At 34.7% G+C, this 14,315-nt stretch carries 14 protein-coding genes, 1 pseudogene and 1 riboswitch (1 of these 16 running past the window's edge); of the genes and pseudogenes, 8 read left to right on the top strand and 7 right to left on the bottom strand.

Annotated elements, in window-relative coordinates:
- The 3 genes in view from P0092_RS07945 to P0092_RS07935 are tightly spaced (each overlapping or abutting the next) and all read right to left on the bottom strand, a layout consistent with a single transcriptional unit that may run on beyond the window.
- A protein-coding gene (locus P0092_RS07945; RefSeq protein ID WP_004622663.1) for a Ger(x)C family spore germination protein crosses the window boundary here: on the bottom strand, window positions 1-412 show its 5' end (the start). The gene continues 770 nt to the left of window position 1, outside the view; the window shows 412 of its 1,182 coding nt (coding positions 1-412); the start codon lies at window positions 410-412; its stop codon lies off the left edge, out of view.
- Complete coding sequence (locus tag P0092_RS07940; protein ID WP_004622662.1) at window positions 405-1,508, bottom strand: GerAB/ArcD/ProY family transporter; 1,104 nt, start codon at window positions 1,506-1,508, stop codon at window positions 405-407. The genes P0092_RS07945 and P0092_RS07940 overlap by 8 nt, the downstream gene beginning before the upstream one ends.
- A complete protein-coding gene (locus P0092_RS07935; protein ID WP_004622661.1) occupies window positions 1,498-3,231 on the bottom strand; it encodes a spore germination protein in 1,734 nt (577 codons plus the stop codon). Before P0092_RS07935 ends, P0092_RS07940 begins: the two co-directional genes overlap by 11 nt.
- A gap of 223 nt (window positions 3,232-3,454) precedes the next feature.
- Between P0092_RS07935 and P0092_RS07930 the strand changes: the two genes are divergently transcribed.
- Window positions 3,455-4,672, top strand: a complete 1,218-nt coding sequence (locus P0092_RS07930) for a D-alanyl-D-alanine carboxypeptidase family protein (protein ID WP_004622660.1) — start codon at window positions 3,455-3,457, stop codon at window positions 4,670-4,672.
- Window positions 4,673-4,692: 20 nt separating this feature from the next.
- Here P0092_RS07930 and dapB read toward each other — a convergent pair whose 3' ends face one another.
- Entirely contained in the window at window positions 4,693-5,550 is an 858-nt protein-coding gene (dapB, locus tag P0092_RS07925; protein ID WP_004622659.1) for a 4-hydroxy-tetrahydrodipicolinate reductase, read from the bottom strand.
- A 141-nt stretch (window positions 5,551-5,691) separates the two neighbouring features.
- A riboswitch (cyclic di-AMP (ydaO/yuaA leader) is annotated at window positions 5,692-5,835 on the bottom strand.
- Between the two features lie 85 nt (window positions 5,836-5,920).
- A complete protein-coding gene (locus tag P0092_RS07920) occupies window positions 5,921-6,712 on the bottom strand; it encodes a 3D domain-containing protein (protein ID WP_004622658.1) in 792 nt (263 codons plus the stop codon).
- A gap of 105 nt (window positions 6,713-6,817) precedes the next feature.
- On the opposite strand from P0092_RS07920, the gene P0092_RS07915 reads away from it, so the two are divergent.
- From P0092_RS07915 to P0092_RS07890, 6 genes and pseudogenes are all read left to right on the top strand, one after another.
- Window positions 6,818-8,404, top strand: coding sequence for a spore germination protein (locus tag P0092_RS07915; RefSeq protein ID WP_004622657.1), 1,587 nt, complete (start codon window positions 6,818-6,820; stop codon window positions 8,402-8,404).
- A complete protein-coding gene (locus tag P0092_RS07910) occupies window positions 8,401-9,573 on the top strand; it encodes a Ger(x)C family spore germination protein (RefSeq protein ID WP_004622656.1) in 1,173 nt (390 codons plus the stop codon). Before P0092_RS07915 ends, P0092_RS07910 begins: the two co-directional genes overlap by 4 nt.
- A gap of 11 nt (window positions 9,574-9,584) precedes the next feature.
- Window positions 9,585-9,800: a hypothetical protein gene (locus P0092_RS07905; RefSeq protein WP_004622655.1), complete on the top strand. Its 216-nt coding sequence runs from the start codon at window positions 9,585-9,587 to the stop codon at window positions 9,798-9,800.
- Entirely contained in the window at window positions 9,793-10,893 is a 1,101-nt protein-coding gene (locus P0092_RS07900) for a GerAB/ArcD/ProY family transporter (RefSeq protein WP_004622654.1), read from the top strand. Before P0092_RS07905 ends, P0092_RS07900 begins: the two co-directional genes overlap by 8 nt.
- Window positions 10,894-10,918: 25 nt before the next feature.
- Window positions 10,919-12,127, top strand: a complete 1,209-nt coding sequence (locus P0092_RS07895; RefSeq protein WP_004622653.1) for an amidase domain-containing protein — start codon at window positions 10,919-10,921, stop codon at window positions 12,125-12,127.
- Window positions 12,128-12,179: 52 nt separating this feature from the next.
- A pseudogene (locus P0092_RS07890) lies at window positions 12,180-12,470 on the top strand (deoxycytidylate deaminase); the annotation flags it as partial.
- 7 nt (window positions 12,471-12,477) lie between these two features.
- Here the strand turns inward: P0092_RS07890 and P0092_RS07885 are convergent.
- Window positions 12,478-13,203: a hypothetical protein gene (locus tag P0092_RS07885; RefSeq protein ID WP_004622652.1), complete on the bottom strand. Its 726-nt coding sequence runs from the start codon at window positions 13,201-13,203 to the stop codon at window positions 12,478-12,480.
- Window positions 13,204-13,257: 54 nt separating this feature from the next.
- Window positions 13,258-13,674: a secondary thiamine-phosphate synthase enzyme YjbQ gene (locus tag P0092_RS07880; protein WP_004622651.1), complete on the bottom strand. Its 417-nt coding sequence runs from the start codon at window positions 13,672-13,674 to the stop codon at window positions 13,258-13,260.
- A 142-nt stretch (window positions 13,675-13,816) separates the two neighbouring features.
- Here P0092_RS07880 and P0092_RS07875 point away from each other — a divergent pair, with 142 nt between their 5' ends.
- Complete coding sequence (locus tag P0092_RS07875) at window positions 13,817-14,230, top strand: EamA family transporter (RefSeq protein ID WP_004622650.1); 414 nt, start codon at window positions 13,817-13,819, stop codon at window positions 14,228-14,230.
- The last annotated feature ends 85 nt before the right edge of the window (window positions 14,231-14,315 follow it).

Here is a 14,315-nt window from a genome sequence, read left to right as displayed (position 1 = left end):
CGCTTGCAGAAACAATAATATTTACGTTAGGACGAAGCTCCATGTAGTTTTGTAGACCATTCAGAAATGGAAGTAGTCCTCTTTCTGCTATTTTTTCAGAAACCACAATTATTTTTGTATGAGACAAATTTATTTTTTTACTTAGATACCTTCCGGTTTTTCTGAAGCCTGAAATGAAATTATCAGTCTTGAAGGTTTTTATATCCGTTGTTTCCCCTTCTCCTGTAGCAATTGATTTTGGCACGGCACTCTGAAAGGTAAGATTAAACATATTGTTATCAGCTTCATCTATCCCGATTGCTACTACATAAGCTAAGTCTTCAATTTCTCTGTTATCATAGCAGCCTGTCAATGCTGTCGCAATTATTGATATGCATAAAATGCTGCAAAAGAGTTTGGCTATTTTACTCACAGTCTTGCCCTCCCTCATTTTCATAAGTTACTTTTTTTATAGAGCCTATAATCAGAACAATAATTGGCAGTAAAAGTGCTAAAATCCAAAGTATGTTTGCCATTTGGTTGCCCGGTATATGAAAAGGAAGTCCTCTCTTATAAAATGTCATAGTGTATAATATTACTGCCATTGGCAATATAATTGGCTGATGTCTGTCCAAATCCAGCGTTTTGGCAATTATATGGATTATGAAAGAAAACAAGGCCCCCATATATAATATTGATGCTAATGAAAATACCAAAACAAATACCGATTCTACTCTTTGTATATAATTTCCAACTTCAATAAGTCTCGCCATCTGAAATATAGGTATCTTTTTACCGGCTGCCATTTCGTAGGGATAAATTAATAAAAAGGATAACGTTGCCCAAAACAGTATTAATCCTGATATGGTTATTGATAAATAGCCTACACGTTTTAGATTCCTTCTCTTAAAAAACGGTATCAAAAAAAATATTAGCAGCAGCGGGGAAAATATATGCAAGCTTACAGTACTGCCGCTTATTAGTGAATTAACACCTTTTCCTAAAATCGGGAATAAGTTATCTATATGATATTCCGGGATAACGCCTATTGTTATTAATATAAAGCCTAAAATGCATATGGGTACTATAAAAGCACTTATGCGTGCAATAACTTCTATTCCGTAGTATGCAGCCGCAATCATTCCCACCAAAAAAAGAATGAGGATATATGCTAATGGAGATTTATCAAGTGATACTATTTTCAGCGAATGAGCATACTCACCTAAAAGAGACACTTCAAACAGCATAAGTAATAATGCTGCTAAAAGCCCTACAATTATTTTAAATACTTTTCCCGCTGACTTTTCACATATCTCAAGTAAACCAAGGCTTCCATGCTGTCTATAAAATCCGGTGGCTATGGCAAAGTAGATATACGCCATTATGGTTACTGCTATAGGTATAATCCATCCTGCACTCCCCCCCATACCTGCAGCATCTTTTGGAAAATATAATATTGCCTGAACAAAAATCATATTTATCAATAAACAGATTGATTCCCATGAACCAAATCCCTCTTTATTTCTCATTATCCTCACCTCCCTCCTCACCTTTATCACTGTGAGTCCATCCTCTGCTTACTTCAGGCTGTTTTATAATGTCCTTGGTATTAAGATAGTCAGGTCTTTTTTCCTGCTTCCACATAGGTTTTCTCATTATTTTGTCAGAATATTTTCCGTTTGTAATAGGCCCAAAAGGTGTGAGAAAAGGTACTCCGAAAGATTTTGACGATGCAAGGAGCAGAGAATTCAACAGCAGTCCTAATCCTATTCCAAAAAATCCCGCTATGGAGCCTAATATAATATAAGCAAATCTAATTATCCTTATGGAAAAGGACATAGAGAAACTGGGTATTGAAAAGGAGCCAAGTGCTGTAATAGCTACTACTATTATGAGTATTGGACTTACAAGATTGGCAGTAACCGCCGCCTGACCTAAAATCAAGCCCCCCACAATGCCTATTGTAGAGCCGATGGCTCCCGGCACTCTGATACCTGCTTCTCTTATAAGCTCAAATGAAAATTCCATTACTATTATTTCAATTACTGTCGGAAAGGGAACTATTTCTCTCGAAGCCTCAATTGCAAACAAAAGATTAGTTGGAATCATTTCCTGATGATAATTCGTTACCGCTATATACAGCCCGGGCAATAAAAGTGCTATGATAACGCCTATTATTCTTATCATTCGTATAAAATTTACATAAGGAAATCTTATATTTATATCTTCAGGTGTACTAAGGAATTCCGTAATTGTTGCAGGCATTACAAGTACATAAGGACTTCCGTCCAATATAACGGCTATGTTACCTTGGGCCAGCATTCTTGCAACAGTATCAGGTCTTTCAGTTGCAAATATCTGTGGTGCTGTCAGAAAAGTGCTGTCTTCCAATAGTTGCTCCAATTCCCCGGAATCAAATATATAATCAACTTTTATACTTTTAACTCTTTTTAATACTTCCTGTACAAGGGATTCATTTGCAATATCACGAATATACATGACAGCACAAGGAGTATTGCTTCTCTTACCTATAGTAAGCCCCTTGATAGTCAAGTCTTTATCCTTTAATATTTTTCTCAGAAGTGCTGTATTTGCCCTTATTTGCTCATTAAAAGCTTCCTGTGGCCCTCTTATGACAGTTTCCGAATTTGGCTCTCCCACAGCTCTGTGTTCCCACTTCTTAGTGTCCGCTGTGTATGCATACTCCAATCCATTCACAAATATAGCACACCCGCCAAAATTTATATTGCTTACAATATCTTTAAAGTTATTGACCTTTTTTAACTGATTAAAAGGTATAAGTCTGTTGAATATAAATTCTCCTGCATCCTTTACCTCTTGCTTTATATCAAAGTTTGATAAAATCATTAAAGGCTTAAGAATATTATTGCTTATAATACTGCTGTCCGTCATTCCGTCAATAAAAACAATGAAAGCCTGATAATTCTCATCTTGTACCGAAATATTGAACTCCCTGTAAATAATGTCACTGTTTTCAGGTATGTTATATATTTTTTTCATAATTCTTTTATTATTATCTATTTCATCCGAAACGTGCTCTTCAAGATATTCATCCTTATCAGGGCATTTTTCAAAGTAATCCTTTAACTCTTCACTATCAAATCTATCCATAGAAGAGGCATTTTTTGCCTTGCCACAATTTACTGACTTGGTTTCCTTCAACTCAAAATCATTTTTTATGCTTTTTTTTTCATATATAATGTATTTTCTTAGTCTTTTTACAATTCCCAATTTTAAGCTCCTTTGTATATAAATTATGCTTAGGTTTAAATGTATTATTTTATTTTGAGGTTACTTATATGCACTGTTTTCATTTCTTGAATAACTTTATTAATAATTGTAAATTTTGTAATCTATTTTTAACTTTAGTTTATTGATTTTTGCCTTGTTAATTGAGTCCCTATGTTCTATCATTATATATAAGCAACCAAATAATTACTGGCAGGTGAAATTAATGAATAAAAAAATAATTTCAGTTATAGTGACAATGATATTAGTATTAAACAGTTTCCCGGTCTTTGCATGGACGCCGGCTGAAAGCCTTACTTCCAGCTCCGTTGTTCTAATGGATACCGTAAGGGGACAAGTTCTTTTTGGAAAAAATGCTTATAAGCACTTATCCCCCTCAGTTATGTGTAAACTTATGACTGCGCTTGTTACCATTGAGAAAACTGATTTAAATGCTAAGGTTACAATAAGTAAAAATGCCGCCAGTTTTAATGGCCTCAATCTTGTGGTAGGAAACCAATATACTGTTGAAGATTTGCTTTATGCCGTAATGCTTTCACAGGGGAATGACGCCGCTGTAGCACTTGCCGAGTACGTAGGTGACGGTGATATTCAGAAATTTGTCAGATATATGAACACGAAAGCTAAGGAGCTTTCTTTAAAGGATACATATTTTGTAAATCCAACAGGACTTTATGAGAAATCACAATATACTTCTGCCAATGACATTGCCTTACTTATAAAGGCAGCAATATCAAATAATACTTTTAACGTAATATTTGGAGCCAGAGGTTTTGGTTGGCTCAATGGAAATGATTCTTCAATACTAACAAACCAAAATACACTTTTTTGGAGTTATAAAGGAGTCGACGGCGGAAAATTAGGCGCAAACACAAATCCTCAGAGCTTTTCCGCTGTTACTACAGCTTTTCAAAATGATAAACGTCTTATTGCCGTGGTATTCAATAACAGTAAAGAAAATGCTTTTTCCGAGACTGCAAAACTTTTTGATTATGGATTTTCCAAATTTTATACAGGAGTACTGGTTCCAAAAAATATACCTCAAAGAAGCATAGAAGTAGATAATGTTAAGGTTGATTTGGTAAGTAAAATTGATGTTTATTACACTTATCCCGTAGGAGACAGTTTTATTAAAAATATAAGCTTTTTAAAAAATGAAAAGTTAAAACTTCCGGTTAATACGGAAACTATAGCAGGTGTCTTAAAATACACGCTTAACGACAGTACTGTAATAGAAGTTAATTTATACGCGGATAAGACTGTTTCAGCGCCAGAGGATTACAGAACAAAAATAAAAGATATTATTACTGAAAACAGGGATTTAATGGCGATTGTAAGTATTCTTGTAATCATCGAACTCGTACTGATAATAAAAAATCTTTTTAAATTTATGTTTAGAGCAAAAAAAACAAGAACCCAGTAGTAGCAGGGTTCTTGTTTTTTCTAATTTGAAGCCGGTCTGGCATTATATTTGTTGTGGCGCTTTGAAGACCACTTGTTATTATTTTCAATATACGTTTTTAATACTTTTTCCAAATCAAGGACATCCTTCATTTCATAGTACCCTGATTTCTTATGAATAAATTTCGCAGCACTTACTGCTCCCTGTGCAAAAGCCTTTCTTGAAAAAGACTCATGACTGATTTCTATTTTGTCTTCCTGACCTACAATCATTACTTCATGCTTTCCTATTACCCCTCCGGCCCTTACAGAATTTATGGGGATGTCTTTATGTGACACCACCACCCCTTTATTTAAAAGACCGCTCTGAATTTCACCGGCTATTTTTTTAGCTGTTCCCGATGGTGAATCCAATTTGTTTTTATGATGCAACTCTGTTATCTGAAAATCATAGCTGCTTAGCAAACTTGCTGTTAGATTTGACAGAAGCATCAGAACATTTACACCCATAGTTATGTTTGGTGCATAAACAATGCCGTTTTTGAACTTTCTGCAAATTACATAGAGCTTCTTAAGCTGATAATCTGAGAATCCTGTAGTTCCCACTACAATATTTATCCTATATCTTGAGAAAATTAAAGCATTTTTCAACGCTGATTTGGGATTTGAGAAATCAATAACAACATCCGGTTTATTTCTGAATATTACTTCCTCCAGTTTATCAGATCCGGTAACCGTAATTCCTGTTTTATTCATTCCAAGAATTTCTCCCAAATCCTTATTTAAAGATTTACTGCCCGGACTGCAAACAGCAGAAACAAGCTGGATTTCTTTTTGTGCTAAAATTGCCCTTGCAATTTCCTTTCCGGTACGGCCCAAGCCTGATATACAAACTTTCATCAAATAAGTTCCCCTCCCTTTCAAATTATAAGTAAGAATTAAAATTGAATAATTAAATTTTGAAGAAAATGAATAAGGATAAACTTAAAAATGCTACAGGTAAACTGTAGCATTGGTTAGAAAATTACATAATGTAAAAATTCACTTTCTCCCCAACGCTTACGAAGTTAGCTGCCGGATTCGGGTTGTAAGAGACTAACCCTACCTGGTAATCCAGGATTCACCCCATTAAATGGTTCCCCCGCTTATAGCAATCAAACTGCTATAATTCAGCGATAAATTATTAATTTTTAGACTTAAATCCACTGTTAGTATATACCATTTCTATAAATAAGTCAATATTTCCTGATTTTTATTAACATTCTTTTATTTAAGCCGATTTGGTTATAATAGATTCATTAATCTTGCCGTTTCCTATCTTTACTAAGTACACGTCATAATATTGTTGTCCAAGCTCATATGCGAACTTTTTATCCAATACAGCAAAATCAAATCTGTTTTTACCTTTTATAGCACTGCCCGTGTCCATAGCAATTGTGTACCCCAGCCCCTTAATGTAGAATATTGTACCATAAGGCCAATGTGTTTTATCTATTGCTACGGATACACCCGGTACTATTGGTTTACCTGAGCTTGTTATGCCCTTGTTATTTCCACATTCCTCAGCACATGGAGTGTATGCCGTACCAAGAAATTTACCAATATACTTTTTTTTGCTGTTATTTTCAAGATTATCACCACTGTAAATCTTGTATGATTGAGGTTTTACACCTACCGCTGCTGCCTTTTTAAGTGATTTCTGAAGCTGAAGATTATCATCTGCCAGTTCCCTCTTTGTAGACTCCAATTGCTTATTTTGTTTTTTCAAATCTTCAAGTTGTTTTTTTATCTCTTCATTTTGTTTCTTAAGTTCTTTGTTAAGTTTACCTAGTTCATCACTTTGAGATTTATAATTATTAGTGTTTGTCGTTAATGATTGATTCGATTTCATAATAAGCATGGATTGAGCACATTCATTATTATATTTTTCTTTGTACTGGTTAACTACATTGTTTACCCTGATACAGAAAAAAGCAAGTAAAGTACTTGTCAATACCAAAACTATAGTTAATATCTTGAACATCCAAATATCTACTGACTTTTGATTGTCTTTTTCGGTCATATATGCAAACTCCTTATTAAATAAATTAACCTATTATGGATTATTTTCCAAAATAGCAGTATTTATACATATAGAATAACAATATTTTATTTGGGGACAATGATTTTGGGTGATATAATGTTTAATTTTTTTAAAACCAAAGGTCCTAAAAATGCAAAAACTCAGGGTACAGAAAAACCTGCAGACAGTAGTAATAGAAGCAATACTCAAATTCCTAAATCCATAGAGAAAGTAAAAGGAATGCTGAATCAGGAATTTTCCCTGTGCAGTGACTTTAATCTGCGTGAAATAAATTTGGGAACGCTGAATACAAGAATTGTCATAGCTTCTATAGAAGGTTTTTTTGACAAAGCAATCCTTGCAGAGAATATTATTGAACCTATTATAAATTATTCAGGCGATAAAAACTATTCATCTGTTTTCACACTCTTAAGCGAGAGTATATTAAGTGTTAGCGATGTTAAAGACTTATATTCCTTTAAAGAATGTTTGAGCGGTATTCTCACTGGCGATGTGGTCTTATTCATTGACGGACAGGATAAGGCCTTTAAAATAGGACTAAAATCTCCTGAAAAAAGGGCTGTCAGCGAACCAGATACCGAGATTAGTATTAAAGGCTCAAGAGAAGGCTTTTCAGAAAATCTCAAGACAAACTTGATTCTGCTTAGGAGAAGAATAAAAAATACTAAATTTAAAGTTGAAAGCCTCGTTTTAGGCGAGCAAACAAATACTGATATAGCAATATGCTATATTCAAGGTATAGCAGCACCTGAAGTTGTTGAAGAAGTAAAAAACCGTCTTAACAGAATAAATACTGATGCAATCCTTGCTACCGGATATATGGAACAATTTATACAAGATGGCAAAATGCCTGTTTTCCCTATGGTGGGAAACAGTGAAAAGCCTGATAAGGTTGCAGCTAAACTTCTGGAAGGAAGAGTTGCCATTTTAGCAGATGGAACTCCTACGGTATTGACGGTTCCCTTTCTGATAATTGAGAGCTTTCAAGCTCAGGAGGATTACTTCGGAGAATACTATTTTGCGTCCTTTATGAGGTTACTCAGATTAATGTCTTTTTTTGTATCAGTATACTTACCCGGCTTATATGTTGCGGTTACCAGCTTTCACCAAACCATAATACCTTTTAAGTTAATGCTGACAATGGCAGCGACCAGAGAAGGAATCCCCTTTTCGTCTTTTATAGAAGCCTTAATTATGGTAATTACTTTTGAAATTCTTCGTGAAGCCGGTTTACGTATGCCAAGGGCTATAGGTCAGGCAGTCAGCATTGTAGGAGCTATCGTTCTGGGAGATGCTGCTGTAAGTGCAGGTATAGCTTCTGCTCCGTTGGTTATTGTTGCTGCTTTAGCAGGAATTTGCAGTTTTATTGTACCTCCTCTTATGAAAATAGGTTCGGTTTTAAGAATTATTATATTAATAGCAGCCAATATTCTTGGGTTATTGGGAATAGGCTTTGTTACCTATATGTTTACTATTTACCTTTGTGGTAAGAAATCATTTTTTGTGCCTATTCTCTCCCCATTTGCCCCTTTCCGTGGAGAAAGCCTAAAGGATACCTTTATAATTGCACCTATTTGGTCAATGCATAGCCGCCCCCGTTCACTAACCCAAAACCAGAATAGAAAACGTACAACAGGGAAAACTTTTGCTCCAAGGGGGAGTAAAAAATGATTAAAAAGATAATTCTGCTTTTGCTGTCTACGAGTATGATTATGTATTTAACAACAGGCTGCTGGAACAACAGGGATTTAAGTGAATTGTCTATTCTTACAGCTATGGGAATTGACCAGACTGAGGATGGCAAAATAATGGTAACAGCACAGATTATCAAGCCTGTCGATGTCAGCAGTTCCGGTGCAGGAGTTTCCGGTGGAGGCGGTGGCGGTGAGAAAAGCTTTGTAACTGTCAGTTCTACAGAACGTACTATTTTTGCAGCTTTAAGAAGCCTTCTTTCCAAAATAAATAAAAAGATATTTTACAGTTCTTCACAAGTTATAGTTTATAGTGAAGAACTTGCTAAATCAGGAATTAAGGATTACGTAGATTTTATTTTAAGAGACCATGAAACTCAATTTAAGTCTCTTGTTGTAGTAGCCAAGGGGACAACTGCAAAAGAAATAGTAGAACAGGCGTACAAGCTTTCTAAAATTCCCGGCGGTTATATAAGAGAAACAATAAAGAATTCTAAATCCCGAGGATTTACGAAAGAAATACCACTGCTGGGCATGGCAAGAGAATTATCAACAGAAGGCCGTGAGCTATCTATTGGTACTATAGAAAAAACCGATGACTTAACTTCTACTGAAGGCTTGGCCGTTTTTCGGAAAGATAAAATGATTGGTTGGCTTGACAAGTATGAAACCCGCGGATATATGTTTTTAACAGGCCGTGTTAAGTCAGCAATTGTAGAGGTTGAAAGTACTGATAATCCTAAAGAAATAATCGGAATTGAATTAATGAAGGTATCTTCAAAATTTAAAGTTAGTGTCTCAGATAATAAGCCTATAGAAGTTTCCGTTAAAATCAAAGTTGAAGGCAATGTTGGTGAACAGCATAGTTATTCTGGGCAAAGTGCCGAAAAAGTATGTAAATCTCTTACTAACTGTCTTGAAGAAAAAATAACAAAAGAATGTTACAGTGCAATTGCTAAGTGTCAGAATGAATATAAAAGTGACATATTTGGCTTTGGAATTCACGTGTTTGATAAATATCCGAATTATTGGAGAAAAGTTACAAGCGTTTGGAGTGAGAAAATTTTTCCTACCATTAAAATAAAAGTAAATGTAGATGCAAAAATTAACAGAACCGGGCTTTTGAATAAAACAATAAAGATTAGGTAAGGTGAAATTACTTGTTAAAAATAATTATTGGTGTTTTTATACTTGTACTTATAAATCTAAAAGAACTGTTAGCATCCACATCAAGGGGTAAAGTTATGGGTGTATATTTTACGGTTGTTGGGATTTCTTTAATACTAGGTATTCTTATTTCTACTAAAAAAGCACCTCCAAGTCCCTATGAAGTTATTTCTGATTTACTTTATAACATTGGTTTGGGAGGTGAATAGTATCAACAAGGTCAAACTATCTAATTTTCAGCTTGCAGTAATAGCCATCGGTTATTTTCATGCAAGTACTACAATTTCAAACCCTGCTATAGGAGCGAAAAGAGATGCATGGTTAGCAATAATTTTAGGAACTCTGGGAGGATTTATAGTTATTACCATGCTATTATATCTATCAAAAGTCAACAAAGGGAAAAACCTTGTTGAAATAATTGAGTATTGTTTTGGCAAAACAACCGGAAAAATTTTATGTCTTATTTATATCTTATATTTTTTACATGCAGCAATATTGGAGACTGAAGCATTTAGCGAATTTATGGTAACTGTCAGTTATCCAGAAACACCAATTGTTGTAATTGTATTGGTGTTAATAATTATAGCAGTATATGCAGCCAGAAGCGGTCTTTCAGTAATTGCAAAAAGCTGCGAAGTTCTTGTACCCCTGCTTCCTATGGCAATTGCAGTGGTTACTCTTTCATTGCTTAATGTAACTGATTTTACAGGACTTAAACCATCTTTAATTGATATACCTCCTGTTATTAAAAGTGCCGTTGATTTGGTTAGCTCTGTTTTTGCAGACTATATAGTTTTTCTTATGATATTGCCGTACACTAACAGCGAAAAAGGGAGATTTAAAGCAACTTATTGGGCAACAGGCATTACAGGACTTATACTTCTGGTAATCTCCTCCCGTAACCTGCAAATAATAGGACCGGCACTCATTGAATACGTAAGATATCCTTCACATATTGCAGCTCAGCTTATTCCTGCTATTAGCATTGACCCTCTTGTGGATATGAATCTTCTCATTGGCGGAGGTATTAAGGTTCTAGTATCATTATACGCAATTTCAAGAATAACTGCTGAAATATTTAACATAGAATATAAGCCCCTTGTCCCTGCCTTTGGTTTGCTTATAATTACACTATCTATCTGGGCATTTCCAAATGCCATGGAATTATACAGTTGGGAGCATAGTTTTGCGGAAACATTAATTTCCTTGCCGCCTCAAGTATTACTGCCATTGATATTACTAATAATTTCATTAATCAAAAACAAAAAACAACAAAATGGGCAAAAAATTCAATCTGCATAAAATAGTAGCAAAAACAGGAGTTTTTATGAAAAAAAAGGTTATAGCTGTAATTTTTTTAAGTCTTTTTATTTCATGTGGTGGTATAAGTCTACAGGCTAATCCCACAGAAATAAACCTTGCAGAGCAAGTAGCAAAAGAATTCTTATGTGCCAAAATGCAGTCTGCTGTTTCCCATAATGTTGATACTTTGGATAATTTTTTTGTCGATAATTCTGAGACCTCTCAAAAGAATCTTATTTTTGTAAAAAAACATGTACTGGAGGATTATATAATTCCTTATGCTTCTAACGACTATGTAATACAAAAGGTTAATCCCAAGGTCCAAATAAATGAAGCACTTTTTGATGGTACTTCTGCACACATTAAGGCGACCCTGACGGCAGATATTTTATGGAATGCTGCAAATCCTTTTGGTAATCCTATCAATGGCAATAAAGCAGAGAAGCATTCATTATTACTATCTATGGACAAAGGTGTCTGGAAAATTACACAGGATAAGTTTCAAACAAAAAAAGGGAACTCTGACGAACTATTCAGAGATAGCCTCTATGCATTAAATGAGCAGATTCTCGCACTAAAAACCGAAGCAAAAATTTTTTTGGATAATGCTAAAAAAAGCAAACCTTCCAAACTGTTCCCTGTGGCACCAAAATGGAAAAGCTCCCGAACAAGTAATGAATATAACAGGGATGAAGCTTATAACTGGGCATCCAGTCACTGGAACAATTACTCAAAGGAATACCTGAATTTCGGTGATGAAAAATGGAAAGGCGGAGACTGTACTAACTTTGTTTCTCAATGTTTAAGAGCCGGAGGTGCTGCCAATGACAAAGCAGGAGCTTTCCAATGGTACTATTATAGAAAAGCAGCTCTGGCAACCACCAATGATGATTATTCTTGGACTTGGAGTACTTCCAGAGGACTTAACAGCACTCTGTCCGGTAACTATAAAAATAATGAATTTGGTCCAAAAGCCACTCAGAAAGTAATTATTGGAGATAATCAATATGACGCCTCAATAGGGGAATATGTAATTCCAGGCGATATTATTCAGTATCACTGGAAAAACAAATCAGCTATATCCCATGCAGCCGTTATTGTTGGAATGATTTACAATAGTGCAAAAATCAGATATGAGCCTGTAATAGCTGAACATACCGAAGACTCGTGGTTTACACCATGGACTAATAATGCGTACAAGACCTACTTTGTCCACATTACCGGTATAAATTAACCCTCTTACCTTCCAGTTCACAATTATTGTATAATTAATTACAAACTAATCCAAAGGAGATACCCTTTGTACCAAATACCCTTATGTTGTACATGCAGAACTTAATGCAATTCCAAATAACAGAGGAGTTTCACTTGATGGCAGTAAAATTTATACGGCTCTATTTCTCTGCAATGAATGTGCTAAGGCTATAATTCAATCAGGTATAAAGGAAGTAATCTATTTGAGCGATAAATATGCTGATATAGATAATGTAAAAGCTTCTAAAAGAATGTTTGAAAAAGCAGGTGTTATATTCAGAAAACTGGATACCGATATTAAAGAAATAACCTTAACCTTTTAAGTAAATGTCATTCATATTCCGGTAGTTTCTCATTTTGCTTAAGCAGTTCAAGAATACTGTCATATAGGAAAAAGAACGTGGATAAGCTTATCAAAAGACTCTTTAAAAACGTAAAGTCCTGTTCTTTTAAATGATTAAAAAAACTGTATGTTGTTATTCCCGTGTTATCAATATGACTTTGCATAGTTATACCAAAAAAATCCGGATGACAGTATTCTGATAAATAATTATAATTCTCTCTGAAATTCTTTATATCCCTTTTTTCTTTTTTGCCAAGGTACTCGTCAGCCGCATCTATTAGTGTCATTACATTTACAGGTGCAGGAGCACTACCGGACAGTTCAAAAGATTTACTGCCCAGTATTAACCTTTGTAGAGCTTTATTGAGAATTTCGTAGGGTATAACGTTACTATAATAATTGTGAAGTTTCCTAAAGAAAAAAGCTAAAGCCCCTGTTACCTCCAAATGTGCTCTGGCAGAAAGCATTGCCAGCAGTACATTTTTTGCATTAAGTGAGGTTATTACACCTTCAGCCAGTAATTTCGACCTGCACAATGCCATTTGAATATAATGCATACTGTTTCTGCCCAACAGGTTTGTGGTATTTTCCGGCATTGGATACATCTTGTAAATAAATCTTGAAGAATATTCGGAAAAGCAGTCTTCCAATTCCTGCATTTCTCTTTCAATTCCACATTGGGTAAGAAGTTCTTTAATTTCCTGATTCAGCATTATTTTACCTCTATGAATTAAACATATATTATAAATGTCCCGTTCAAATGTTTTTTATTCCCCGATAATTTTTATAAGCACCCTTTTTTCTCTTTTGCCATCATACTCGCCATAAAAGACCTGTTCCCAGGTTCCAAAATCCAACTTGCCGTTAGTAATTGCTATAACCGCTTCCCTGCCCATTATTTGTCTTTTCAAATGTGCATCGGCATTGTCCTCATAACCGTTATGATTGTATTGACTATAGGGTTTTTCAGGTGCCAGTTTTTCAAGCCATTTTTCAAAATCAGCATGAAGCCCGGCTTCGTCATCGTTTATAAATACACTTGCAGTTATATTCATTGCGTTAACCAAAACCATACCCTCTTTAATACCGCTTTCGACAATACACTGTTGAACCTGATGTGTTATATTTATGTAGCCTCTTCTGCGTGGTGTATTAAAAAACAACTCTTTTCTGAAAGATTTCATACTATAACCCTCCTATAAATTTCCTAAAACCTTGTAAATATTAAACTTTTTTAATAAACTTACTTTATATTTATTATATCAGTTAATATTTTTAAAGTACATTTTGGGAGGCGAATGACTTACGTTTAAAGGAGGTAAAAATATGTGGTTTACATTTGCTCTTTTGTCAGCGTTCTTTGCTGCACTTACATCAATTCTTGCTAAAATTGGTATAACAGGGATAAACTCTAATCTTGCAACTGCTATAAGAACCATAGTTGTATTGGTTGTTGCTTGGGGTCTTGTATTTATAACGGGATCACACCACGGTATTACAAACATTAGCATTAAAAGCTGGTTGTTTCTTGTTTTATCTGGAATAGCCACTGGCCTTTCCTGGCTGTTTTATTATTATGCTCTGCAAATAGGTGAAGCTTCAAAAGTAGTCCCTGTTGACAAATTCAGTGTAGTAATAAGTATAGTGCTTGCATTTGTTATATTACACGAAGCCATAACATTTAAAACTGTCCTAGGAGGAATTTTTATAACACTCGGTACATTTATTATGATTCTATAAAAAACTAAATTTGCTCCATTGAATCCTTCAGACAAAAGAGTTATAATTCATTAAAACAGCATGGAAGTAAAGGAGAGTAACGTAA

The sequence above is a fragment of the Ruminiclostridium papyrosolvens DSM 2782 genome, assembly GCF_029318685.1.
Lineage (GTDB): Bacteria > Bacillota > Clostridia > Acetivibrionales > DSM-1351 > Ruminiclostridium > Ruminiclostridium papyrosolvens.
This window is presented reverse-complemented; position numbering and strand designations above follow the sequence as displayed.